Annotated in this window: 20 protein-coding genes; 15 read left to right on the forward strand and 5 right to left on the reverse strand. The window is 64.6% G+C overall.

Annotation, left to right across the window (positions count from 1 at the left end):
• Nucleotides 1-4: 4 nt before the first annotated feature.
• Together argE and AC13CR_RS04625 are read right to left on the reverse strand one after the other, a co-directional pair.
• Nucleotides 5-1,177 (reverse strand): acetylornithine deacetylase, encoded by a 1,173-nt coding sequence (gene argE / locus AC13CR_RS04620; protein WP_292951946.1) that lies wholly within the window; start codon nt 1,175-1,177, stop codon nt 5-7.
• 14 nt (nt 1,178-1,191) lie between these two features.
• A complete protein-coding gene (locus tag AC13CR_RS04625) occupies nt 1,192-2,148 on the reverse strand; it encodes a LysR substrate-binding domain-containing protein (protein WP_292951943.1) in 957 nt (318 codons plus the stop codon).
• 147 nt (nt 2,149-2,295) lie between these two features.
• Between AC13CR_RS04625 and AC13CR_RS04630 the strand changes: the two genes are divergently transcribed.
• The 6 genes from AC13CR_RS04630 to AC13CR_RS04655 all read left to right on the forward strand — a co-directional run bounded on the left by AC13CR_RS04630 (nt 2,296) and on the right by AC13CR_RS04655 (nt 9,281).
• Nucleotides 2,296-3,897, forward strand: a complete 1,602-nt coding sequence (locus tag AC13CR_RS04630) for an ABC transporter substrate-binding protein (protein ID WP_446233803.1) — start codon at nt 2,296-2,298, stop codon at nt 3,895-3,897.
• A gap of 73 nt (nt 3,898-3,970) precedes the next feature.
• Nucleotides 3,971-4,948 carry an ABC transporter permease gene (locus AC13CR_RS04635; RefSeq protein WP_292951937.1) on the forward strand — a complete coding sequence of 326 codons (978 nt, stop codon included), beginning with the start codon at nt 3,971-3,973 and terminating at the stop codon, nt 4,946-4,948.
• A complete protein-coding gene (locus AC13CR_RS04640; RefSeq protein WP_292951934.1) occupies nt 4,945-5,856 on the forward strand; it encodes an ABC transporter permease in 912 nt (303 codons plus the stop codon). The genes AC13CR_RS04635 and AC13CR_RS04640 overlap by 4 nt, the downstream gene beginning before the upstream one ends.
• Entirely contained in the window at nt 5,853-6,839 is a 987-nt protein-coding gene (locus tag AC13CR_RS04645) for an ABC transporter ATP-binding protein (RefSeq protein ID WP_292951931.1), read from the forward strand. Before AC13CR_RS04640 ends, AC13CR_RS04645 begins: the two co-directional genes overlap by 4 nt.
• Nucleotides 6,836-7,840, forward strand: coding sequence for an ABC transporter ATP-binding protein (locus AC13CR_RS04650; RefSeq protein ID WP_482900682.1), 1,005 nt, complete (start codon nt 6,836-6,838; stop codon nt 7,838-7,840). Before AC13CR_RS04645 ends, AC13CR_RS04650 begins: the two co-directional genes overlap by 4 nt.
• A 25-nt stretch (nt 7,841-7,865) precedes the next feature.
• Nucleotides 7,866-9,281 (forward strand): M20 family metallopeptidase, encoded by a 1,416-nt coding sequence (locus tag AC13CR_RS04655; protein WP_292951924.1) that lies wholly within the window; start codon nt 7,866-7,868, stop codon nt 9,279-9,281.
• Between the two features lie 79 nt (nt 9,282-9,360).
• Here AC13CR_RS04655 and AC13CR_RS04660 read toward each other — a convergent pair whose 3' ends face one another.
• Nucleotides 9,361-10,371 carry a LysR family transcriptional regulator gene (locus AC13CR_RS04660; protein ID WP_482900683.1) on the reverse strand — a complete coding sequence of 337 codons (1,011 nt, stop codon included), beginning with the start codon at nt 10,369-10,371 and terminating at the stop codon, nt 9,361-9,363.
• A gap of 281 nt (nt 10,372-10,652) precedes the next feature.
• Between AC13CR_RS04660 and AC13CR_RS04665 the strand changes: the two genes are divergently transcribed.
• The 5 genes from AC13CR_RS04665 (at nt 10,653) to AC13CR_RS04685 (ending at nt 17,258) form a co-directional block, all read left to right on the forward strand.
• Nucleotides 10,653-13,073: a GcvT family protein gene (locus tag AC13CR_RS04665; RefSeq protein ID WP_482900684.1), complete on the forward strand. Its 2,421-nt coding sequence runs from the start codon at nt 10,653-10,655 to the stop codon at nt 13,071-13,073.
• 113 nt (nt 13,074-13,186) lie between these two features.
• Nucleotides 13,187-14,089 (forward strand): formyltetrahydrofolate deformylase, encoded by a 903-nt coding sequence (gene purU / locus AC13CR_RS04670; protein ID WP_482900686.1) that lies wholly within the window; start codon nt 13,187-13,189, stop codon nt 14,087-14,089.
• Nucleotides 14,090-14,172: 83 nt separating this feature from the next.
• Nucleotides 14,173-15,168 (forward strand): taurine ABC transporter substrate-binding protein, encoded by a 996-nt coding sequence (locus AC13CR_RS04675; protein WP_446233370.1) that lies wholly within the window; start codon nt 14,173-14,175, stop codon nt 15,166-15,168.
• 63 nt (nt 15,169-15,231) lie between these two features.
• A complete protein-coding gene (locus AC13CR_RS04680; protein ID WP_292957529.1) occupies nt 15,232-16,038 on the forward strand; it encodes a taurine ABC transporter ATP-binding protein in 807 nt (268 codons plus the stop codon).
• A 5-nt stretch (nt 16,039-16,043) separates the two neighbouring features.
• Nucleotides 16,044-17,258: an ABC transporter permease gene (locus AC13CR_RS04685; RefSeq protein WP_292957548.1), complete on the forward strand. Its 1,215-nt coding sequence runs from the start codon at nt 16,044-16,046 to the stop codon at nt 17,256-17,258.
• 57 nt (nt 17,259-17,315) lie between these two features.
• On the opposite strand, the gene AC13CR_RS04690 is transcribed toward AC13CR_RS04685, so the two are convergent.
• Nucleotides 17,316-18,257: an isoaspartyl peptidase/L-asparaginase family protein gene (locus tag AC13CR_RS04690; RefSeq protein ID WP_446233371.1), complete on the reverse strand. Its 942-nt coding sequence runs from the start codon at nt 18,255-18,257 to the stop codon at nt 17,316-17,318.
• 174 nt (nt 18,258-18,431) lie between these two features.
• Between AC13CR_RS04690 and AC13CR_RS04695 the strand changes: the two genes are divergently transcribed.
• From AC13CR_RS04695 to AC13CR_RS04710, 4 genes are all read left to right on the forward strand, one after another.
• The gene (locus tag AC13CR_RS04695) at nt 18,432-19,292 is read left to right on the forward strand and encodes a cyanophycinase (RefSeq protein ID WP_292957535.1); all 861 of its coding nucleotides are present in this window, start codon (nt 18,432-18,434) and stop codon (nt 19,290-19,292) included.
• A complete protein-coding gene (gene cphA / locus AC13CR_RS04700; protein ID WP_482900685.1) occupies nt 19,279-21,921 on the forward strand; it encodes a cyanophycin synthetase in 2,643 nt (880 codons plus the stop codon). Before AC13CR_RS04695 ends, cphA begins: the two co-directional genes overlap by 14 nt.
• 85 nt (nt 21,922-22,006) lie before the next feature.
• Complete coding sequence (locus AC13CR_RS04705) at nt 22,007-23,305, forward strand: ATP-grasp domain-containing protein (RefSeq protein ID WP_292957541.1); 1,299 nt, start codon at nt 22,007-22,009, stop codon at nt 23,303-23,305.
• Nucleotides 23,306-23,416: 111 nt separating this feature from the next.
• Nucleotides 23,417-25,405: a CocE/NonD family hydrolase gene (locus AC13CR_RS04710; RefSeq protein WP_482919989.1), complete on the forward strand. Its 1,989-nt coding sequence runs from the start codon at nt 23,417-23,419 to the stop codon at nt 25,403-25,405.
• On the opposite strand, the gene AC13CR_RS04715 is transcribed toward AC13CR_RS04710, so the two are convergent.
• Entirely contained in the window at nt 25,382-25,624 is a 243-nt protein-coding gene (locus tag AC13CR_RS04715) for a PIN domain-containing protein (RefSeq protein ID WP_446233285.1), read from the reverse strand. The genes AC13CR_RS04710 and AC13CR_RS04715 overlap by 24 nt on opposite strands.
• Nucleotides 25,625-25,746 lie beyond the last annotated feature (122 nt).

A 25,746-nucleotide genomic window follows, 5' to 3' on the forward strand; every position in this document is an offset into this window, starting at 1 on the left:
CCGGTCACCGCCAATCGCGTCCGATACGGGCCCAATCTGCAAGCTGCGCGAGAAAGGCGTCACAGGCGTCCAGTTGCGATTGTTCCACATATTCATCCGGCTTGTGCGCCTGCGTGATCGACCCCGGTCCGCAGATGATCGTCGGCACGCCCAGCATCTGGTCAAAGCGGCCGCCTTCGGTTCCGAAGGCGACCTTGGAATGTCCGTTGCTGCCCGTCAGGCTTTTGGCCAGCGTCACCACGGGCGCGTCGGGCGACGTGTCCAGCCCCGGAAACTGGGCATAGAGGTCGATCTCGATCCCGGCTTCGGGGGCGATACGCTGCATCGCGGCCTCCAGCTCGCGCGCGTAGTCGCGCAGTTCGTCGACAAGCGCATCGGCATCCTCGAAGGGCAGCACGCGGAATTCGCAATCGAAGACGCAGATGTCGGGCACGATGTTCAGCGCGGTGCCGCCGCGGATGATGCCGGTATGGGCGGTGCTGTGGGTGATGTCGTAGTCACGGTCGATACCGCCCCGCGCGGCCAGCCGGGCGGCGATGTCCTGCATCCGCACGATCAGCCGCGCGGCCTGGTCGATCGCGTTCACGCCCTGCGGCGCCAGCGAGGAATGACACCCCCGGCCCCGCACCGTCACCCGCATCGACCGCTTGGCCTTGTGGCCGGTGACCACCTGCATCAGCGTCGGCTCTCCGACGATGCACATGGCGGGGCGGATGTTTTCGGATTGCAGCATCTCCAGCAGGCCCACGACGCCGACGCAGCCGACCTCCTCGTCATAGGAAAACGCCAGATGCACGGGACGGGCCAGATCCCGCGCGACCAGGCCCGGCACGGCGGCCAGCGCGCAGGCCAGAAAGCCTTTCATGTCGCAGGATCCGCGCCCGTACAGCCTGCCGTCCCGCGCATCCAGCGTGAACGGATCGCTGGCCCAGTCCTGACCATCCACCGGCACCGTGTCCGTATGTCCCGACAGGATCACACCGGACCGGTCGGCGGGTCCGATGGTCGCCCACAGGTTGGCCTTCTGACCGGTCTCGTCCGGGATCGTGCGGCTCTCGACCCCATACGCGGATAGAAAGTCCCCCACATACCGGATCAGCGGCAGGTTCGAGACGCGGCTGGTCGTGTCGAAGGCGACAAGCTGCGCCAGGATATCGCGGCTGGACGGTGTGGACATCAGGATTTCCTTTGTCAGGTCGAATGCGGCGGCTTGGGGTAGGCGGCGCGGTCAAGGCTGACGCGGACCGCCTGCATGAAGGCCAGCGCCACCGACGAGGGCGCACGGCTGGAAGGCAGCAGAAAGTTCGTGCTGTAGGCGATGGCCGGTAGAAAGGGGCGCATGACGACATTCTCGCCCATCTGGTGGACCAGCGGGAACGGGTTCAGCAGCGACACGCCCAGGCCTTCGCGCACGAATTCGGTCACGGACACGTTGGTCGATGCCTCCATCACGCGGTTCAGGTGCAGGCCCGCCCGGTCGAACAGCCGGTCGATGGCGGCACGGCTGGAATGGCGGCGCGACAGGGCGATGAATGCCTCGTCGCGCAGGTCTTCGGGGCGAATCACCTCGAAGGAGGCAAGGTGGTGTTGCTTGGGCAGGATGCAGATCGCCTGCGTTTCCAGAAACAGCTCGCTGGTGATGCCTTCATGGGCCACGTTGCTGTCGGTCATCCCGACATCGAACCGACCCTCGGCGATGCCCGTCAGCAGGCTGTCGCTGGCCAGCACGTCAAAGGTGATCTGCAGGTCGGGGTTGCGCCGCTTGAAGGCTGCGATCCGGCTGGGAAGGAAGCGATGGGCGATCGTCGGCGGGGCGACGATGGACAGCGTGCCCGCATGGGCCGTTTCGGGCTGTGCCGCGTGATTGGCGATGCGCGCCAGCGTCTCGAAGACGGGCGTCAACTGCTCGTTGATCGACAAGGCCTCGACCGTGGGCACCAGCCGGCCGCCGGCGCGCATGAACAGCTGAAAACCCAGACGATCCTCGAGCTGCGCCAGCCGGCGGCTGACCGCGGATTGCGAGATGCCCAGCCTGCGTGCGGCGTTGATGGCCGTGCCGCCGCCGACCAGCGACTGCAAAACCTCGAGTTCGCGCAGGGTTATGCCGGCGCGGCGCTGGTCGGCATCGGCGGCGGTTTCGGGATCCATGTGCGACCTATTACAAAAACGCATTGATATTCCAGATTGACATCTGGTTATCGCATAATACCCTGTCCGCCAAGCAGGATTGCAACACCGGGGATCAACCCCGGACCGACAACCCCGACAGCAAACCCCAACAGGAAGGACATGACGATGAAAGCGCTGACCCTGCCATTGCTGGCCGGCATTGCCGTCGCCGGAATCGCGCCCGCCACGGCCCAGGAACTGACCATCGGCCTCAAGTCCGAGGCGACCTCGATGGACCCGCAATTCCATCAATTGTCGACCAATATCCAGGTCACAAAGAACATCTTCGAGGCGCTGACCACCCAGGATGCGGTGCAGAAGGTCACCCCCGGCCTGGCCGAAAGCTGGGAGGCGGTAGACGACACCACCTGGCGGTTCAAGCTGCGCCAGGGGGTCAAGTTCCACGACGGCAGCGACTTTACCGCCCGCGACGTGATCTATTCCTTCTGCCGGGTGCCGCTGGTGCAGAATTCGCCATCGGCCTACACGATCTATACTGCCGGCATCGCCGACATGCAGGCCGAAGACGATTATACGCTGACCATCAGGACCAAGGCCACCAACCCGCTTCTGCCCAGCGAAATGTGGAGTCTGGCGATCGTGTCGGCCAACGCCCTGGGCGCCGAAGACCAGGTGACCTATGGACCCGACGGCACCTGCGAGGGGATGGGCGATGTGCCCCAGGCGCCGGCCTTCAACGATCCCGGGATCGCCGTCGGCACCGGGCCCTACGTGCTGGACAATTATACCCGCGGCTCGGAAATGGTCGTGACGCGGTTCGACGATTACTGGGGCGGCACGCCCGATTGGGAACGGGTCGTGATGCGGCCGATCACAAGCGACGGGCCGCGCGTGGCCGCGCTGCTGGCCGGTGACGTGGAAATGATCGAATCGCCCCCGATCCAGGACATCCCCCGGATCGAGCAGGCGGGCTTCTCGGTCGTCGATGCCTTGTCCAACCGGATCATCTATCTGCACATGCTGCAGCAGGAAGATGCACCCGGCATCAGCGGCGCCGAGGGCAACCCGCTGCTGGATCCCCGCGTCCGCGAGGCGATTTCCCTGTCCATCAACCGCGAAGCCATCGCGGAACGGATCATGGGCGGCTATGCCCAGCCCGCCGGCGAATTGCTGCCGCCGCCGATGTTCGGCACCTCGGGCCGTCCGGTCGATGCCTATGACCCCGAACGCGCCAGGGAGCTGCTGGCCGAGGCCGGCTATCCCGACGGCTTCTCGATCACGCTCGGCACGCCGAACGACCGCTATATCAACGACGAACAGGTGGCCCAGGCGGTCGCCCAGATGATGTCCCGCATCGGCATCCAGACCCGCGTCGATGCCAGCACCGCCAGTCAGTTCTTCTCGCGCCGCAACGCGCTGGAATTCCCGATCTACATGGCCGGCTGGGGCGCGTCCTCGGGCGACATGTCCTCGCCGCTGAAATCGCTGGTGGCGACCTTTGACCCCGAAACGGGCATGGGACCGACCAATGCCGGGCGCTATTCCAACCCGGACATGGACGCCCTGCTGATCGAGGCGATGTCGACCATCGACGACGAGAAACGCGACCAGATGCTGCAAGAGGCGGAAACCATGGTGCTGGACGATTACGGAATCATCCCGCTGCACTACGAACAGACCGTCTGGGCGATGAAGTCGGACCTGTCCTACGAACCCCGCGTGGATCAATATACCATGGCCACCGAGGTCAAGCCCGCCGCCAAGTGATCCGAACCGCCGGCCCCCCTGACGTGGGGTGCCGGTGCCGTTGCCGATTGCCGGCCCACCAGGGATCCAAGCCATGATCGTCTATCTTGTCCGCCGCCTTGGCCAGAGCCTGCTTGCCGTGATGGCAATGGCGGTGCTGGTATTCATCGGCGTCTATTTCATCGGCAATCCCGTCGATGTGCTGATCAACCCCGAGGCCAGCCAGGCCGACATCCTGGCCACGACCGAACGTCTGGGCCTGGACAAGCCCCTGTATCAGCAGTTCGGCATCTTCATCTGGAATGCCCTTCAGGGCGATCTGGGCACCTCGTTCGTCTATGGCCGCCCGGCGCTGGACATCATCCTGGATCGCCTGCCGGCGACGATGGAGCTGGCTCTGGTCGCGCTGATCCTGTCGGTGGGCATCGGCATCCCGCTGGGGGTCTGGGCCGGACTGCGCCCCCACAGCATCGCCGGGCGCACGATCATGGGCGGCTCGATCCTGGGTTTCTCGCTGCCGAACTTCTGGCAGGGGATGCTGCTGATCCTGGTCTTCGCCGTCATCCTGGGCTGGCTTCCCGCGGGCGGACGCGGCGAGACGACCGAATTCCTGGGCATGCAGGTCAGCTTCCTGACCTGGAACGGATTGTCGCACCTGATCCTGCCCGCGATCAATCTGGCGCTGTTCAAGATGTCGCTGATCATTCGCCTGGCCCGCGCCAACACGCGCGAGGTCTGCCTGCAGGATTACGTGAAATTCGCCCGCGCCAAGGGCCTGTCCGGCCGCCGCGTCGTGCTGGTCCATGTGCTGAAGAACATCATGATCCCCGTCGTCACCATCATCGGGCTCGAGCTGGGCTCGATGGTCGCCTTTGCCATCGTCACCGAAACCGTCTTTGCCTGGCCGGGCATGGGCAAGCTGCTGATCGACAGCATCAACCTGCTCGATCGTCCGGTCATCGTCGCCTACCTGATGCTGACGGTGCTGATCATCGTGGGCATCAACCTGGCCGTCGACGTGATCTATTCGCTCCTGGACCCGCGCATCCGCCTGTCGGAGATGAAGGGATGACCGACATCGCCAGCCCCGCCGCGCCGGTGCGCATCGACAGCCCGACCAGGCGCATCGTCAAGGAATTCCTCGAGGATCCCGTCGCCGTCATCGGGCTGATCCTGTTCATCCTGATCGCGCTGATCGCCCTCGCGGCGCCCTGGATCGCGCCGCAGAACCCCTATGACCTGGCCCAGCTGGACATCATGGACGGCGCCCTGCCGCCCGGCGAGGCCAGCTTCGGCACCGGCATGACCTATTGGCTGGGCACCGACCAGCAGGGGCGCGACATGCTGTCGGCCATCATGTACGGGCTGCGCGTCAGTCTGATGGTCGCGATGGTGTCGCTGGCGCTGGCGATCACCATCGGCACCATTGTCGGCGTCTCGGCCGCCTATTTCGGCGGCCGGCTGGACAGCATCATCATGCGGATCGTCGATCTTCAATTGTCCTTCCCGGCCATCCTGATCGCGCTGATCCTGCTGGCCTTGCTGGGGCGCGGCGTCGACAAGGTGATCCTGGCGCTGGTGATCGTGCAATGGGCCTATTACGCGCGCACGGTGCGCAGCTCGGCCATGGTCGAGCGGCGCAAGGATTATATCGATGCCGCGCGCTGCCTGGCGCTGTCCAATCCGCGCATCATGTTTCGCCACCTGCTGCCCAATTGCGTGCCGCCGCTGATCGTGGTGGCGACCGTCCAGATCGCGCAGGCCATCGCGCTGGAGGCGACGCTGTCCTTTCTGGGTGTGGGCGTGCCGATCACGGAACCCTCGCTGGGGCTGCTGATCGCGAACGGCTATGATTACCTGCTGTCGGGCAGCTACTGGATCAGCATCTTTCCGGGCATCGCGCTGGTGATGACGATCATCGCCATCAACCTTGTCGGCGATCGTCTGCGCGATGTCCTGAACCCGAGGTTGCAGAAATGACCGCCCTGCTGGATGTCCGGAACCTGCAGACGCATTTCTTCACCCGCGACGGCGTGGCCAAGGCGGTGGACGGGGTCAGCTTCTCGCTGGAACGCGGGCAGATCCTGGGCCTGGTGGGCGAATCGGGATCGGGCAAGTCGGTCACCGGCTTTTCGATCCTGGGGCTGGTCGATCCGCCGGGCCGCGTGACCGGCGGCCGGATCCTGTTCGATGGCGACGATCTTGTCGCCGGCGGCGAGGCTGCGCTGCGTCCCTTGCGCGGCAAGCGCATCGCGATGATCTTTCAGGATCCGATGATGACGCTGAACCCGGTATTGCGCATCGACACGCAGATGATCGAAACCGTGCGGGCCCATGACAGGGTCACCAAAGCCGAGGCGCTGCGCCGATCGCGAGAGGCGCTGGTGCAGGTTGGCATCTCGTCCCCCGACGAACGTCTGCAAGGCTATCCGCACCAGTTCTCGGGCGGGATGCGTCAGCGCGTGGCCATCGCCATCGCGCTGCTGCACAAGCCCGACCTGATCATCGCGGATGAACCGACCACGGCGCTGGACGTGACCATCCAGGCGCAGATCCTGTCCGAGGTGCAGGCCCTGTGCACGCAATCCGGGACGGCGCTGATCTGGATCACCCATGACCTGGCGGTGGTGTCGGGCCTCGCCGACCGGCTGGCCGTGATGTATGCAGGCCGCATCATCGAGGAAGGCCCCACGGCCGAGGTCATTTCCAACCCCCGCCATCCCTATACACGCGGGCTGATCGACAGCGTGCCGCAGGGCAAGCGTCACGGCGCGATGCTGACGCAGATCAAGGGCATGACGCCCTCGCTGCTGAACCTGCCCGAAGGGTGCAAGTTCGCCCCCCGCTGCCCGCGCGCCGATGCCGCCTGCCAGGTCGAGCCATCGCTGGACCCGGCCGGGGCGGATCGCAGCCTGCGCTGCCATCATCCCTATGCCGATGCGGACCAGAGGCTGACGTCGTGACCCAAGACACCATCCTGACCATCGACAACGTGTCCAAACGGTTTACCAAGAATCTGGACATCGCCGAACGCACCGCCCGCAAGCTGGGCGCGAAGATCGCGCCGGTGACCGTCCATGCCGTTGACAATGTCAGCCTGGACATCCGCCGGGGCGAGGTTCTGGGTCTGGTCGGCGAATCCGGCTGCGGCAAGTCCACCCTGGGGCGGATGGTTGCGGGGCTGGACGCGCCCTCGGACGGACGCATCGTCTATAACGGACAGGACGTGGCCGGGCTGAAGGGCGCCGCCGCCCGCGATGCCGCGCTGAAGATCCAGATGATCTTTCAGGATCCGATGTCCTCGCTGAACCCGCGGATGCGGGTCCGCGACATCGTCGGAGAGGCGCCACGCGTCCACGGCATCGTGTCCAGGGACCGGGTGGATGCCTATGTCGAGGATATCCTGGACCAGGTGGGGCTGGATCCGACGACGGCCAAACGCTATCCGCATCAGTTTTCCGGCGGCCAGCGGGCGCGGGTCGGCATCGCCCGCGCGCTGGCGGTGCGGCCCGATTTCCTGGTCTGCGACGAATCCGTGGCGGCGCTGGACGTGTCGATCCAGGCGCAGGTGCTGAACCTGTTCGTGAAGCTGCGGCAGGATTACGACCTGACCTACCTGTTCGTCAGTCACGATCTGGGCGTGGTCGAACATGTCTCGGACCGGATCGCGGTGATGTATCTCGGCCGCCTCGTCGAACTGGGCGAGGCCGAGGCACTGATCGCCCGTCCGAATCACCCCTATACACAGGCGCTGATCAGCGAGATCCCGACATTCGAGACCGGCAAGCGCCGTTATCACGCCATCAAGGGCGAGATCCCCTCGCCCCTGGACCCGCCCAAGGGGTGCCATTTCCACCCCCGCTGCCCCCATGCCCATGACCGCTGCCGCACCGAGGTGCCGGCCCTGCGCGAGGTGGCGCCCGGCCGGATGTCGGCCTGCTACCTGAACGACCGGGCGGCCTGACGCCCCACTTCCAAGGAGATTTCAGTTGCGAAACGACAACCCGATCTGGCCTTTCGTCGATCAGAAGGCGGTGGATTTCACCGGCCTGGCCGATCGCGTCTTCGACACACCCGAACTGGCCTATGACGAGGTCAAGTCCTGCGCCGCGCACACGCAGATGCTGCGCGAGCAGGGTTTTCGCGTGACCCGGAATGTCGCCGGCATTCCCACCGCCGTGATGGGCGAGGCGGGCGAAGGCGGGCCGGTCATCGCGATCTTGGGCGAATACGACGCGCTGCCCGGCCTGTCGCAGGAACCCGGGCTGGCCCAGCCCCGGCAGATCGCCGATCACGGCTTCGGCCATGGCTGCGGGCACAACCTGCTGGGTTCGGCCGCATTGTCCGCAGCCACCGCCGTCAAGGATTGGCTGGAATCCGAAGGCATTGCCGGCCGCGTGCGCTATTACGGCTGTCCCGCCGAAGAAGGCGGCGCCGCCAAGACCTACATGGTCCGCGAGGGTCAGTTCGACGACGTCGATATCGCCATCACCTGGCACCCGGCCAGTTTCAACGCGGTCGACGACATGCGGTCGCTGGCCAATACCCGGATCGATTTCACCTTCCACGGCAAGGCGGCGCACGCGGCGGGCGCGCCTGAACTGGGGCGGTCCGCCCTGGATTCGGTCGAGCTGATGAACATCGGGGTCAACTACATGCGCGAACACATGCCGGATGCGGCGCGGGTGCATTACGCCTATCTGGACGCGGGCGGCATCGCGCCGAACGTCGTGCAGGCCAGGGCCACGGTGCGCCAACTGATCCGCAGCCCCAGCCTGGGCGGACTGTCGTCACTGGTCGAACGCGTGCGCGCCATCGCCGAGGGCGCGGCGCTGATGTCGGGAACCCGGGTAACCTCGCGCGTCTTTTCGGCGGTGTCGAACCTGACCGAGAACCGACCCCTGTCCGAGGCGATGCAGGCCGAGTTCGAGGCTCTGGGCCCCGTCCCCTTCGACGCCGAGGATGCAGTCTTTGCCAGCAGCATCCGCGAAAGCCTGTCGCGCGAAGACATTGCCGACACATTCGAACGTCTGGCGATGAAACCCGATTATGACATGGCGCTGTGCGATTTCATCGCGCCCCTGGACCGGCCCTTCATGGGCGGCATGGGCTCGACCGATGTGGGCGATGTCAGCTGGGCGGTCCCGACCGTCCAGGCGCGCGTGGCGACCTGCGCGGTGGGCACGGCGCTGCATAGCTGGCAGCAGACCGCGCAGGGCAAGGCGCCCGCCGCGCACAAGGGGATGCTGCACGCCGCCAAGGTGATGGCCGCGACCGCCCGCAGGGCGCTGACCGATCCGGCCCTGATCGCGGCGGCGAAAAAGGCCCATGAATCGCATCTGGCCGAATACCCCTATACCTGTCCGATTCCGCCCGAAACCAGGCCGCCCGTCGGCGAAGGCTGATGCTTCGGTGCAAGCTTGTCCGGCCATGTGGACCTGGCGGGCAAGGTGCGCCGGCGGAAACTGCTGCTCTGGAACGGGATCAGACCAGCAATTCGTGACACACCTCTATCGAGCCGGTCATATGTGGCGCCATTCTGGCGAATTCCCGCACCGCCTCCTGTTGAAGCAGGGCGCGAAATTGTCTGGCCAGGGTTTCGGGTAGCGAACCCAGTTCATCCACCCGGTTGATCAGATAGATCTGCCGAGACAGCCCTGCAAAGGGAAGCGTCGACAGATCGATCTGGTCCTTGAACCGGCCAGCGTCGAGAATGCTGAGCGGTGTTGTCAGCGTCCAGCCGCCGGTGCGGGCAACGGTCGCAATGACCGACCTGCTGGCCTCGAAGGAAAACCGTCGCGGCGCGTAAAAGCCGATCCGCTTCAGATGCGTCGATACCATTCGACCCATCGGCATCGCTTCGGAATACTGCACCAGCGGCAGGTCCGACAGCTGCGCGCGCCAGTCGAGATCTGCGGAATATGCCCCGCGCGCCGTCACCAGCACGAATTTCTCGCGCAGAATCTGAAGGATCTGAAACCGGTGCATGTTGGCGGGGATGCTGGCGGTAACGGCGATATCGGCCTCTCGCGAGATCAGCCGGGAGGTGACCTGATCGGAGCGGCCCGAAAAGGTGCAGATGAAGCAGCGCGGCAGTCTGGCTTGCAGGGACGCGGCCAGCGCAGGGGTCAGCGAGGCGTCCAGATCGTCGATGACCGCAAAGTCGAGACGGGGCAGACTGCCAAGGTCAAGCTCTGCCAACGCCTCTTCGGCAAGCGAAACCGTGGCGAGAATCCGATGCGCGTGCAGGCTGAGAGCCTGACCCGCCGGTGTCAACGAGATCGGTTTTTGCGTCCGGTCGAACAGCTTGGCTCCGATGCCGTTTTCCATGGTCGTGATCTGCTGCGACACATTGGACTTGCTGAGCCCCAGGGCCCTGGCGGCCTCGGCCACCGAACGCGCCTGTTCCAGCGCGATGAAAACCCGCAGACCGCGCAGCGAAAGCCGGCCCGTGGCGTCGGCGGTGAGTTTTGGCCTGATGCGGTTGTCGGTCATGTCGCGGTCGATTTTCTCTCCGGCTCCGGGAGCGCGCACGGATGTCTTGCGGGTTGCGCCAGTCTCGATGCCCAGGGATGCGGCTGTGCCTCGTCAGCCGCGAGAATGCAGCATTCCCATCGGTTCGCAAGCCGGTCATGTCCCGGCAAGGCGCGAGCCCCGTTCGCAACCGACGGCGGTATCGTTCTGATTTCCTGAACATGGGGCATTGCGATTGACCCGAGGCAGGCCCGTCCCGTTCCCTGATTGCAGGTCAAGCTTCTGCAAGACGGAAAGTGGCGATGAAGAATCAGACGCGCGTGGTCGTTATCGGTGGGGGTATCGCGGGATGTTCGACGCTGTACCATCTGACACAAGAAGGATGGACCGATGTCGTGCTGGTCGAGCGCAATGAACTGACATCGGGCACGACCTGGCATTCCGCGGCGCAGGTGACCAATTTCGGCGCCACGCAGACCATGGTCGGGCTGAAGAGCCACTCGATCAGGCTCTACAAGGAACTGGCGGACGATCCCGAATATCCGATCAACTACCATCATGCCGATGGCGGCATAAGGCTGGCCAATACCGATCGGCAGATGGACGGCTATCGCCACTTCATCAGCGTCGCCAAGGGCATGGGCGTCGATTTCGAACTGATCGACGCCGAGGAATGCGGCCGCCGTCACCCGCTGATCTCGACCGACAACCTGCTGGGCGGTCTTTGGGATCCGCTGGACGGCGATATCGACCCGGCGCAGCTGTGTCAGGCCTTGGCTCGCCGGGCCCGTCGCGCCGGGGCCGAGGTTTATCGCAATACCCCGGTGACGGGGCTGACCCAGCATACCGATGACAGTTGGAGCGTCCATACCGAACAGGGCGACATCCGCTGCGAAATCGTCGTCAATGCCTGCGGCTATCGCGTGAACGAGGTCGGCGCGATGATGGGCGTTCATCACCCCGTCGCCTCCATGGAACACCAGTATTTCCTGACCGAGCCGATCCGGGCCATCGAGGAGGCCGGCCACCGTATGCCGCTGTTGCGCTGCCCGATCAGCGATTATTACTGCCGCCAGGAAAAGAACGGCCTGCTGGTCGGCTTCTACGAACAGGACTGCAAGACCTGGGGCATGGACGGGATCGACCCGAATTTCGTCAACGCGCTTTGCCCCGACGATCTGGATCGGGTGATGAGCGTGCTGGAAGGTGCCTTTGCGCGGATGCCGGCCCTGATGGAGACGGGAATCCATACCGTCGTCAACGGACCGATCACCTACACGATCGACGGCGCACCCCTGGTCGGACCCATTCCGGGGAAACGCAATGCGTTCTGCATCATCGGCTTGCGCGCCGGCTTGGGCGAAGGTGGTGGCCATGGCTGGCTGCTGGCGCAGCAGATCGTGCATGGCGAGGCCTGCTATGACACCTGGGGCATCGACCCGCGTCGCTTTGCCGGCCATGGCAATGTCGAACTGACCGCCCTGAAGGCGATCGAGGATTACCAGAACGAATTCCGCTTTCACTTTCCGCACGAGCATCGCCCGGCCGGCCGGCCGATCAAGACCACGCCCCTGACCCCCGTTCTGGCCGCCGAGGGGGCGGATTTCGGCGTCGTCAACGGCTGGGAGCGCATGGCCTATATCAAGCCCGGCCCGGATTTCGAGGAAACCTACAGTTTCCGGTTCAACGAAACCTTCGATGTGATCGGCGACGAAGTGAAGGCGGTTCAGACCGGCGTCGGCCTGACCGAGGTCAACGGCTTCAACCGGATCGAGATCACCGGTCCCGGCGCGCGCGACTGGCTGGACGGGATGATCTGCGGACGGATCGCCGGAAAGGTCGGCAAGGTCGGGCTGGGCTACCTGCTGAACGAGCATGGCCATGTAAAGGCCGAGGCGACGCTGGCCAATCTGGACGAGGATACGATCTGGTACGGATCGGCCGCCGCGTCGGAATTCCACGACATGGACTGGCTGCGGACACATTTGCCCGATGACGGGTCGGTGTCGCTGCGCTCGCTGACCAACGACTGGACCATCCTTGTTCTGGCCGGCCCGAAATCGCGCGACGTGCTGTCGGCGGTCGCGCGCGGCGACTGGTCGGCCCGTGCGTTTCCGTGGCTGTCCGTGCGCCGGGCCTTCGTCGGCATCGCCCCTGCGGTGGTGATGTCGGTCAGCTTCTCGGGCGAACTGGCCTACGAGATTCATGTCCCCAACAATCAGCTTCATGTCGCCTATCTCGCGCTGCGCAACGCCGGCAAGGTCCATGGCTTGCGGCTGTTCGGATCCCGCGCGGTCGAATCGATGCGCCTGGAAAAGGGCTATCGCCACTGGAAGGCGGATCTGATCACCGAATTCGGCCCGGTCGAAAGCGGACTGGATCGGTTCGTCAAGGCAGACAAGCCGAATTTCGTGGGCAAGGCCGCCCTGGAGGCGCAGATGGCGAAAGGTCCGCGTCGCAGGTTCGTCAGTCTGGTTATCGAATGCAGTCATGCCCCGGCCCATGGCGGCGACAGCATTCTGTCGAACGGCACCTGCATCGGCACGGTAACCTCGGGCGGCTGGGGATATCGGACCGGGAAGAACATCGCGATGGGCTTTGTCGATCCGGATTTCGCAGAGATCGGAACGCCGCTGTCGGTCGAGGTGATCGGCGAGGCCGTGGCCGCCTGCGTGGTCGACCCCTGTCTCCATGATCCACAGAACGAATTGATGCGCGCATGACCCAAGACCACGTGAAGGTTCTGGCGCCGGCGAAGCAGGCGATCGGCTGCAACGTCGGGGCCCGCATGAAAGCCGATGGATCCGGGGTCGATCCGGGCAGTGTGACGATGCCGATGGACGCGAAACCCTTGGCCACCCGATATTGCCTGACGGTTGCCTGCGCCTCCAGGCGCGGCATCGTCGCGGCCATCGCGGGCTATCTGGCCGATGCTGGCTGCAACATCACCGCAAGCGCGCAGTTCGACGATCCGCAGACCGGCCGGTTCTTCATGCGCGTCAGTTTCGTGCCCGAAACGGGCGCCACGCTTGAGCAGCTTGAAAAGGGCTTTGCCCATATTGCCGGGAAACTGGGGACCGATTTCCAGTTCCGCGACGAATCCCGCAAGATGAAGCTCGTGGTGATGGTCAGCCGGTTCGGCCACTGCCTGAACGACCTGCTGTATCGCTGGCGGATCGGGGCGCTGCCGGTCGATATCGTCGCCGTGGTGTCGAACCACATGGATTACCAGAAACTGGTGGTCAATCACGACATTCCTTTCCACTGCATCAGGGTGACACGGGAAAACAGGCCCGAGGCCGAGGCGCGGATCATGGCGGTGGTCGAGGAGACCGGCGCCGACCTGATCGTGCTGGCCCGCTACATGCAGATCCTGTCGGACGCGCTGTGCAAGAAGATGTCGGGTCGGATCATCAACATCCACCATTCGTTCCTGCCGTCCTTCAAGGGCGCCAACCCCTACAAGCAGGCGTATCAGCGCGGGGTGAAGCTGATCGGCGCGACCAGCCATTACGTGACCGCCGATCTGGATGAAGGCCCGATCATCGAACAGGACATCATCCGCGTGACCCATGCACAATCGGCCGAGGACTATGTCAGCCTGGGGGGCGATGTCGAAAGCCAGGTTCTGGCCCGCGCGATCCACGCCCACGCCACCCACCGCGTCTTCCCGAACAACAACAAGACCGTCGTCTTCCCGGCCTCGCCCGGAAGCCATAGCAGCGAACGCATGGGCTAGGCAGAGGCAGGTGATGATCCAGTCGGCAAGCAGATCGACCGCAACGGGCCCGCATCGCGCGCCCTACCAACAAGGAGAGAAAGATGACACGTCAGCTGGGCACCGCCATACTTGCCCTCGCAGCGATCGGGGCGGCCTCGCCCGCGCTTGCGCAGGAGCCGTTGACTGTGGCGTATTTTCGGGAATGGCCGATGCCGTTCCAGTTTGCGAAGGTTCAGGGGGGTTATGACGAGGCACTGGGGGTGCGGGTGAACTGGGTCGCGTTCGATTCCGGCACGGCGATGTCGGCTGCGATGGCTGCTGGCGATGTGCAGATCGCGGTCAGCCAGGGGGTGCTGCCCTTCATCGCGGCGACCTCGGCCGGTCAGGATCTGAAGATCATCGACATCGCGGCCTCCTACGCCGACAACGAGAACTGCGTCGTCGCCGCCGGGCTGGAAATCGACAAGGAAAGCGCCTCCGAGCTGGAGGGAAAGCGCGTCGCCGTTCCGATGGGCACCGGGGCGCAATATACCTTCCTGCAATTGATGGGATATCTGAAGGTCGACACCTCGACCATGTCGATCGTGGACATGGCCCCGGCCGAGGGCGCGGCGGCGCTGTCGCAAGGCAATGTGGACATGGCCTGTGGCTGGGGCGGCGCGCTGGCCCGGATGCGGGAATTCGGCAATGTGCTGCTGACCGGCGCCGAGAAGGAAGCGATCGGGATCCTGTCCTTCGATCTGATCACGACCACGGGCGACTTCGCCGCCGGGCAACCCCGGCTTCTGGCCGATTTCGTGGCCGTCACCGCGCAGGCGAACGCGGCATGGAACGCGGGCGACAGGCGCGACGAGATGCTGTCGGTGATCGCGCGGGACGCGGGCATGGAAACCGCGGTGGCGGGCGACACGATCGACGACTTCGTGTTCCTGTCGGTGGACCAGTTGCTGTCGGATGCCTGGCTTGGCGGGCGCGTGGGCACCTATCTGGACGGCGCGGCGGAATTCTTTCGCGAGAACGGAACCGTTCCCGAAATCCTGCCATCCTACGCCGCCCTGATCGACACGGGCCCGCTGGCCGATGTGGCCGGCCGCTGATGATGATGACGGAAGGCGTGATTGCGCCTTCCGACCTTGCTGCGGCACCAGGAAAACAGCCCCATGTCCGGACTTACATTGACCAATATCTCGATGCGGTTCGATCTGGCCAACGGCGCGCATGTGCAGGCGTTGCAGGATGTCTCGCTCGACCTGAGGCCGGGCCAGCTGATGTCGGTCCTGGGGCCGTCGGGCTGCGGGAAATCGACCTTGCTGAATATCGTGGCGGGGTTTCTGGCGCCGACCGCGGGCCGCGTCGCGCTGAACGGCCATGCGGTGACCGGGCCGGATGCGGAACGCGGCGTCGTGTTCCAGCAGGGCGCCTTGTTCGAATGGATGAATGTGCGCGACAACGTGTCCTTCGGACCGCGCATGGCGGGCCAGCGCGAGGCGCAATTCGGGCCGCGCGTGGATCATCTGATCGAGGTCGTGGGATTGCAGGATTTCCGCGAGAAGGCGACCTACGAATTGTCCGGCGGCATGCAGCAGCGGGTCGCGCTGGCGCGATGCCTGGCCAATGACCCCGATGTCATCCTGATGGACGAGCCTCTGGGCGCGCTGGATGCGCTGACGCGGGAAAAGATGCAGGCCATGATCCTCGATCTGTGGAAGGAGACGGGCAAGACCATCATCCTGATCACCCATTCCGTCGAGGAGGCGCTGCTTCTGGGCGAAAGGCTGATCGTCATGGCCCCGCGTCCGGGCCGGATCTACAAGGAATACCATCTGCCCTTTGCCGATCAGGGGGTCGGCCAGGATCTGCGGCAGATCAAGAAGCGGCCCGATTTCGCCGCCCGCCGCGAGGAGATCCTGTCGATGATCTGGAACATGGAAGAAGAGATCATGGGCCGTCAGGGGGATGCGGCATGACCGGCCTGGCGCTTCTGCTGGTCTATGCGGGCCTGTTCGCGGCCGCCGCGCTGGTCGTGAAACTGATCCGGCGCAGGACCGGTCAGCGCAAGGATTTCACCAGCCTGAAGACGGTGACCTTCGGCGATGAAAGCGCGATCCGGCCAGACCGGGCGGCCTCGGTCATCTCGATTCTCGTGGTCTTCGTGCTGTGGGGCGCCTTTACCGGGTCGCGGCTGGTGCCGTTCCATGTGCCCGGCCCCTTCATCGGCGAGACGGGCTTTGCCTATCAGGCGCGGGGCGCGGATGGTCGGCCGACAAGCGGCCGGGTCCGGGTCTTTGCCGGGATCGATGCGCCTGCGGACGCGGCCGGGGATGCGGTCGTGGCGTCGGTGCCGCGCGGGCGCGACCGGTTGATCCCGTTGCCCGGGGGCGCGCAGGCCAGCGCCATCGACGGCACCGCCATCGCCCCCGGCGGCAGGGTCCGCGTGGATCATGGCACGGTGAGCATGACCGCCAAGGGCACGCTGGGCTTTGCCGCCGACGAGGGGTTGCAGATGGAGCCGATCTGGCTGCCCTCGCCCGAGGCCGTGGCCGGCCGTTTCGTCGAGATCGCGCGGACCGGCTACCAGAATTTCAGCCTGTGGGAACATCTGGGCGCCTCGCTGATGCGGGTGCTGGCGGGCTTTGCCCTGGGATCGCTGGTGGGCATTCCGCTTGGCTATGCGATGGGGTTGTCGGGCTGGTTCCGCGGCTGGTTCGATCCGATCGTGGAGTTCATGCGCCCGGTGCCGCCCCTGGCGCTGATCCCGCTGGTCATCATCTGGTTCGGGATCTGGGAAACCGGCAAGATCGTGCTGCTGTTTCTGGCCGCGCTGTGGGTCATGACCATCGCGGCGCGGGCCGGCGTCTCGGGGGTCAACATCACCAAGGTCCATGCCGCCTATTCGCTGGGGACATCGAAATGGCAGTTGCTGCGCCATGTGATCCTGCCCAACTCGCTGCCCGAAATCTTTACCGGCGCGCGCGTCGCGATGGGCGTCTGCTGGGGCACCGTCGTCGCGGCCGAACTGGTCGCCGCCCAGAAGGGTGCCGGCATGATGATCATCGCCGCCTCCAAGTTCCAGCTGACCGACATCGTGCTGATGGGAATCATCCTGATCGGCATCATCGGCTACGCCATCGACGTCCTCATGCGCCTCGCCGAACGCAAACTGGTCCCCTGGAAAGGCAGAGGCTGAATCCGCCGCCGGATCGCGTGGCCTTCCAGTCTGTCGGGATGCCGACGCTGCGGCAAATCAGTAGATGGCGGTTTTCCGGGTTTTGCCTTCGACGACCCAGCCGCGATGCATGCCTTCGCAATTGAACGGCGCTGAAATGCGACCGTCCCGATCGACCGCGATCAGCCCGCCGGAGCCGCCGATGGCCGTCAGGTCGGTCATCACGACCTCCTGCGCGGCGCGATCCAGCGCAAGGCCGGCCAGGCGGATGCGGGCTGCAATCTCGTGCGCCACGGACAGGCGCAGGAACATTTCGCCGTCGCCGGTGGCCGATACCGCGCAGGTGGCGTTGTCCGCGAATGTGCCGGCGCCGATTATCGGGCTGTCGCCGACGCGGCCCGATCGCTTTGCCGTCATGCCGCCGGTCGAGGTCGCCGCGGCCAGCGCGCCATGCCGATCGCGGGCCACTGCGCCGACAGTCCCGTGGCGGCGCGCGGGATCGTCGTCGAGCCTGCCCTGTTGCTCCATCTTCAACGTCTCTTGCAGGGCGTCATGGCGATCTTGCGTGAAGAAGTGGTCTTCGGTGCAGAATTCAAGCCCGGCCGCCCGCGCCACGGCAAGGGCGCCATCGCCGATCATGAGGACGTGATCGGTGTGTTCCAGAACGGCGCGCGCGGCAAGGATGGGGTTCCTCGGCCCGAAGATGCCGGCGACGGCGCCCGCGCTGCGGTCGCGGCCGTCCATCACGGCGGCATCCATCTCTTGCCTGCCGTCGCGGGTAAAGACGGCGCCCCGGCCCGCGTTGAACAGCGGTTCGTCCTCCAGCATGCAGACCGCTGCCGTCACCGCGTCAAGCGCGCTGCCATCGCGCGACAACACGGCTTCGCCCGCGTCCAGCACGCGCGTCAGCGCCGCATGAAGCCGCGCCTCGCGGTCGGGCGTCATGCTGTCGCGCGGCATGACCCCCGCGCCCCCGTGGATCGCAAGACTGAATCCCCGCGCCCTCGCTGTCTCGGACATGAAACATGGCCTCCGCATTGCTGGATGAGCGTTCGCCTAACCTCGCATCAACCATTTCATGTCAAGGATCGGCGGAACGGCATCGCATGAATGCGAGACGGTCTGTCGATTGGCAAGCTGGTGATACACCGACATACAAGATAACGTCCATTCATGAGGAACGGAGCGCAGTCGATGAGCATGCCCACCACCCATGGCACCAAGGGGCCGCTTGTCGCGATCGGGGGCGCGGAAGACAAGACCTCGCGCGCGGATATCCTGCGCCGCGTGCTGGCCGTTTCGGGAAAGACGGCGCCGGTGGTCGGTGTGATCACGACCGCCAGCAGCACTCCGGGCGAGGTGTTCGAATCGTATCGCACCGCGTTTTCCGCGATCGGCGCGGGCGAGGTCGTGGATATCCGGATCCGCGAACGCCAGGATGCGGCGTCGGATGATATCGTCGGGATGATTCGGCGTTCGGACGTCATCTTCATTTCTGGCGGCGACCAGATGCGGCTGACGAATATTCTGGGCGCGACTGCCGCATTGGAGGCGATTCGGGCCCGCCATGCCGAGGGCGCGGTGATCGCGGGGACCAGCGCGGGCGCTGCCTGCCAGTCGCAGACCATGGTCTATGGCGGTGCTGCCAATGATTCCCTGCGCAAGGGTGCGGTCAAGATGACTGCCGGCTTCGGTCTGGTGGCGGGGGTCATTATCGATACCCATTTTCTCGAACGCGGGCGTTTCTCGCGGCTGATGGAGGTCGGCGCGACCAATCCCGAATATCTGGGCATCGGCTTGGGCGAGGATGCGGCGGTCCTGTTTGAAGAGGATGTGATCCATGCATTCGGGCCCGGTCACGTGATCCTCGTTGACAGTTCCCAGGTTACAGGGTCGAATGTCTTCAGTCTCGCGGACGGCGAGGCGGTCAGCGTCAATAACGTCATCATGCACGCGCTGGTCGATGGCTGTGGATACAGTCTGACAGACCGACGAGTCCTGGGACACGATGAGCTCAGGGCCAAGAGCCTGGAGCACAGGATTGCATATTCTTGAACATCGCGCGTTGCGCGGACCGAATTATTACAGCCGTTATCAAGCCATCTACATGCGGCTGGACATCGAGGACCTGGAAGACCGGCCAAGCGACCAGGTGCCGGCGATCGCCGAAAGGCTTCAGGCGCTGGTCCCCACCATTTACAATCATCGCTGTTCGGTCGGAGAGCCGGGCGGTTTTCTGCAACGGGTGCGCAGCGGCACCTGGGCTGGGCACATGGTCGAGCATGTCGCCATCGAGTTGCAGAACCTTGTCGGCTTCTCGGTGGGTTACGGCAAGACCGTGGACAGCTATGATCCGGGCATCTACAATGTCGTCTACCGCTATCGCGACGAAGCAAGCGGCATCGCGGCCGGCGAGGCGGCGGTGCAGATCGTTCGAAAGCTTTACGACGGCGAGGATGTCGATCTGACGCCGATCATCGACCACCTGAAAGAGGTGCGTGACGCGAACGCCTTGGGGCCGTCGACCGGATCCATCGTCAACGCCGCCAGGGATCGCAACATTCCCGCCTACAACCTGACCGAAGGCACCAGCTATACCCAGCTGGGCCACGGCATCAAGCAGCGCCGGTTTCAGGCCACGGTGACCGACGCCTCGGGAATCATCGGGCATTCGATCGCCGACGACAAGGAATGGACCAAGCAGATCCTGGCAGATGCCGGTGTGCCGGTGCCGCGCGGACAGGTCTGCCATTCCTTCGAAGAGGCGCAGGCGGCGGCTGACTGGATCGGCTGGCCGGTCGTCACCAAGCCGCTGTCGGGCAATCACGGACGCGGCGTCACGACCGATATCGCCAGCGTGGAGGACCTGAGATCAGGCTATGATGCTGCGGTCGCGCGTGCCCGCGACGATCACGGCGGTGTCATCGTCGAAAACTATATCAAGGGCGAGGATCACCGGATGCTGGTGATCGGCGGCAAGCTGGTCGCGGCGGCGCGCCGCCGTCCAGCCCATGTGACCGGCGATGGCAAAAGCACGATCCAGCAACTGATCGACGTCGAGAACAGCGACCCGCGCCGCGGCGTCGGGCACGAGAACCTGCTGACCCAGATCCATGTCGACGAACAGACCCGCCGGATGCTGGAACAGGCCGGTCACGCGCTGGACACCGTGCTGCCCGAGGGCGAGATCGCCTTTCTGAAATCCACGGCCAATATCTCGACCGGCGGCACCGCGGCCGATCTGACCGACGAGGTGCATCCCGAAGTCCGATTCGCGATGGAGCGGATCGCCCGGCTTGTCGGGCTGGACATCATCGGCATCGATCTGCTGGCCGAAAACCTGTATCTGCCGCTGGACCGGCAATCGGCCGGGGTGGTCGAGGTCAATGCCGGACCCGGCTTCCGGATGCACATGTCCCCCACCCATGGCAAACCCCGTCCGGTAGGACAGCACGTGGTCGAGATGCTGTTTCCCGATCCCACCGATGACGGGCGGATTCCGATCACCGCAATCACCGGCACCAACGGCAAGACCACGACCACGCGCCTGACGACGCATATCCTGCGGCAGGCCGGTCATTCGGTCGGCATGGGCTGCACCGGCACGGTCGAGATCGACAACAACGTGATCCTGCGCGGCGACTATTCCGGGCCGGCGGCGGCGCAGGCCGTGCTGCGCGAACCCACGGTCGAACACGCGGTGCTGGAGGTGGCGCGCGGCGGCATCATGCGCCGTGGCCTGGGCTTTGACGAATGCGATGTCGGCGTCCTGCTGAACATCGCCTCCGATCATCTGGGCGAGCGTGACATCCACACGCTGGAAGACCTTGCCCGCTGCAAGACGGTGGTCGTGGATGCGGTAAAGCGCGAAGGCGGCTATTGCGTGCTGAACGCCGATGATCCGCTGGTCATGGAACACGGCACCTATTGGGCGCGCGGCGAGATCATCTATTTCACCATGGATCCCCAGAACCCGGCGCTGACCCGGCATCTGGACGATCTGGGCATGGTATTGACCGTCAAGCATGGCAAGATCGTGCTTTTGCGGGGCAAGGTCACCGTCGAGATCGTCGAGGTCAATGACGTGCCGATCGCGTTCGAGGGACATGCGCCCTTCAACGTGCAGAACGCCATGGCCGCGGCGGCCGCTGCCCTGGCCCATGGAATCGAGATCGACGATATCCGCGCGGGTCTTCTGACCTTCCATCCCACGCCTGCGCAGATGCCGGGCCGCACGAACTATTTCGAGGCGGACGGCGTCAAGTGCCTGATCGACTATGGCCATAACGTGCCGGCGCTGATCGCGCTGGAACCGCTGGTCAACGGGCTGGCCACGCAGCGCAAGATCGCCGTCGCCACCGCACCGGGCAATCGCCGGGACGAGGATCTTGCGGCCCTGGGCGCGCAACTGGCCCGGATGTGCGACAGGCTTTACGTCTATGAAACCGATGCACGCGGGCGCGAGACCGGCGAAACCGCCGGAATGATTCACGACGGTGCGGCAGGTGCCGGCACCTCCGCGCATGTCGAGACGATCATGGACGAGCACGAGGCCGTCGCAAAGGCCATCGACGAGGCCAAGCCGGGGGATTTCCTGCTGCTGCTGGTCGATGACATCGAGGGCACGACAGAACGGCTCAAGGGTCGAAGCTTCCCGACGCAGGCCGAACTGGCCCGCGCCTGACCCGCTTGCGGACCGGGCCACGGGGGCAAGGGCGCGTCGGCCGGGCTGCCCATCGCGCCGCAGACCCAACAGGAAGGACGAAACAATGACCAGAAACGTCTTCGTCATCGGACTGGACGACCTGAACGCCGAACGCCTGAAACGGCTGCGCGGCGTGGAAGACGTGGAATTTCACCAGCTTCTGACCCCGATGCAGGTTTCCGAAACGCAAGAATTCGATATTCCGGCGATGCTGAAAGAGGCCGAAGACAGGCTGAATGCCTTCGACGGATCGATCGACGCCATCGTCGGCTATATCGACTTTCCCGTCTCGACCATGCTGCCGCTGCTGTGCCAGAAATTCGGGACACGCAATTCCTCGTTGGAAAGCATGCTGAAATGCGAACATAAATACTGGTCGCGCAAGGTCATGGCCGAGGTCGTACCAGACCATGTTCCCAAGTTCACCGCCTTCGATCCCTTCGATGAGAACGCATTGTCAAGGATCGGCGAGGCCGATCTGCGTTTTCCGTTCTTCATCAAGCCGATCAAGTCCTCCGGCTCGCGGCTGGGATTTCGCATCGACAGCCCCGAAGATTTCGAATACGCGACCGAAAAGCTGCGCGCCGGGATCGGCCAGATCTCGGAACCGTTCAATTTCGTCATGGAGCAGGCGGACCTGCCCGACGACATCAAGGCGGTGGAAGGCCATTACTGCATGGCCGAACAGGTGATCGGCGGGCGACAATGCACGGTCGAGGGATATGTCCACGAGGGCGAGGTCGTTCCCTATGGCACCGTCGATTCCATCCGCTATCCGCAGGTTCTCAGCTTCTTCTACTATCTTTATCCTTCGACCCTGCCCAGCCGCGTGCAGGACAAGATGCACCAGATCACGCGCATCGTCATGGATCATATCGGCTATGACAATGCCGGCTTCAACATCGAATATTACTGGGACGAGGTGCAGAACAAGATCTGGTTGCTGGAGATCAACACGCGCATCGCGCAGTCGCATTGCGACCTGTTCGAGATGGTCGACGGCGTCAGCCACCAGCAGGTGACCATCGACCTTGGCCTTGGGCGCCGCCCGGACATGCCCAGGGGCGAGGGCCCGCAAGAGGTGGCGGCGGAATTCTTCTATCGGGTGTTTTTCACCGACGCGACCGTGGCCCGCGTGCCCTCGCGCGCCGAGATCGAAGTCGCCGCCGAACAGGTCGCCGGGACCCGCATCTCGTCCTATGTGTCAAGGGACATGAAACTGTCTGAACTGCCCGAACAGGACGCCTACAGCTTTGCCGTGGCCTCGGTCTGGATGGGTGCGCAAAAGCCCTCCAAACTTCTGTGGAATTACGAGCAGGTGATGAAAAGACTGGACTACGCGTTCACCGACATCGCCGAATAGCCCGCCCGGGCGATGGACTTCGGCAGGATCCGCGGAGATAAGCGGGCAAGCCGCCATGCCCTGCCTACAGCGAGATCATTCATGAAGGTCGATACCGAACTTCCCCTCACCGTGCGGGAAACAGAACATGCCGAGATCGCGATGCCCGATGGCACGCGGCTTGCGGCGCGGATCTGGATGCCCGAGGACGCCGAGGCGCGGCCGGTGCCCGCGATCCTCGAATACATTCCGTATCGCAAGAACGACAAGACGCTGGAACGCGACCACGCGCGCGCGCCGTGGCTGGCGGCGCAGGGTTATGCCTATGTCCGCGTCGATCTGCGCGGCAGCGGCGAATCCGAGGGCGTGATGCAGGACGAATACACCCCGGTCGAGTTGCAGGACGGCTGCGACGTGATCGCGTGGATCGCCGATCAGGCCTGGTGTGACGGCGGCGTGGGTATCGTGGGAATCTCCTGGGGCGGTTTCAACGGGTTGCAGATCGCTGCGCTGCGCCCGCCGGCCTTGAAAGCCGTGGTGACCATCTGTTCGACCGATGACCGCTATGCCGACGACATTCACTACATGGGCGGCACACTTCTGTGCGAGCAGCTGTCCTGGGCCTCGGTGATGTTCGGGATCAACACGCTGCCACCCGACCCCGCCCATGTCGGCGACCGCTGGCGCGACATGTGGACGGCGCGGCTTGACGGTTCGGGCCTCTGGCTCGAAACCTGGCTGGCACATCAGACCCGCGACCCGTTCTGGAAGCATGGCTCGGTCTGCGAGGATTTTTCCCGGATTCAGCTTCCGGTCTATGCCGTCAGCGGCTGGGCCGACGGCTATTGCCGGTCGGTGTTTCGATTGGTCGAGAATCTGAAAGGCCCGGTCAAGGGCATCGTCGGGCCATGGGCGCACAGATATCCGCATCTTGGTGAGCCCGGACCGGCCATTGACTGGCTGACCGAAGAGACGCGCTGGTGGGACCATTGGCTCAAGGGCCGGGACACCGGCATCATGGATGAGCCGCCTCTGCGGCTTTACCTTCAGGATCATGCCGCCCCCCGCACCCATTACGCCCACCGGGACGGCCGCTGGATCACCGAACCTTCCTGGCCATCGCCCAATGTGACCCGGACAAGGTTCGCCCTGGGATCGGACGGGCAGATGATCCGCGACGGTGCCGGTCTGCCCGGCGCCGCGCTGACCATCCGTTCGCCGCTTTGGGTCGGGATGCAGGCCGGGAAATGGTGCTCTTATGCGCATCCGGGCGATCAGCCGGGCGATCAGCGTCGCGACGATGCCGGAAGCCTGACTTTCCAGACCGCGCCGCTGGACGAGGACCTGGACATCGCGGGGGACGCGCGTCTGACGCTTGCGCTGCGGGCCGACCGACCGGTGGCGCAGGTCGCGGTGCGACTGGTGGACGTGGCCCCCGACGGCGCCGCCACGCGGGTCAGCTATGGTCTTCTGAACCTGACCCACCGGGACAGTCATGAACAGCCCGCAGCGCTGGAACCGGGCCGGGATTATGTGACAGAGATACCGCTGAAGCACGTCGCGCAGACATTCCGCAGAGGGCACCGGATCCGGCTGGCCGTTTCCAGCAGCTATTTCCCCCTGGCCTGGCCGACACCGGAACCCGTGACGCTGACCATCCTGCCCGGCCAATCGCAACTCGACCTGCCGATCCGTGCGTCTGATGGTCTGTCGGTCCCCGATTTCGCCCCGCCACGTGCGGGCCGGCCGCTGGACGCCACCTACCATGTGGCGCCCGCCGCCGAATGGAACGTCGATGAGGACCGCTGCACCGGCCGCATCACCGCCCAGATCCGTGATCATGAAGGCGATGCCTATATCAGCCGGCATGACCTGTCTCACTCGGCCGAGGGACGCGAACGCTATTCGGTTCTTCCGGACCAGCCGACCTCGGCCGAAGGAGAGGTCCGTTGGACGCACGAGATGCGCCGCGGTGACTGGTCGGTAAGAACGGTCACGACCACGCGTTTGACCGGCGACCACGAGAATTTTCGCGTCGTCGCCAGGCTTCAGGCCTGGGAGGGCGACAGCCTGGTTCGGGAAAAACGCTGGGACAGTTCAATCAAGCGTACATGGTGCTGATCTGCCACGGGATTCCGTGTCGAGCGGGACGATGTGACAGATCTGGGTAAAGGCGATGACCTGATCGGCCTTGTCCTCGCCGATCTCGCGGGTCAGCCATTTCGCCAGCTCCAGCTGCACCATGGTCGGCACAAGCCAGTCGGCCTGCTCGGGCAGATGATCGGCCAGCTTGTCGCCGGTCGGTGAACCGCACCGGGTTTGCCGGAGGCTCCAACTCATGAGCAGGATGGAGCATCATGACAAAGACAACAAACAAGTATTCACCGGAAGTGCGCGAACGCGCTGTGCGGATGGTTTTGGATGGCGCAAGGCAGCATGAAAGCCGCTGGGCGGCGATTGTG

The organism is Paracoccus sp. L-17 (genome assembly GCF_056857655.1).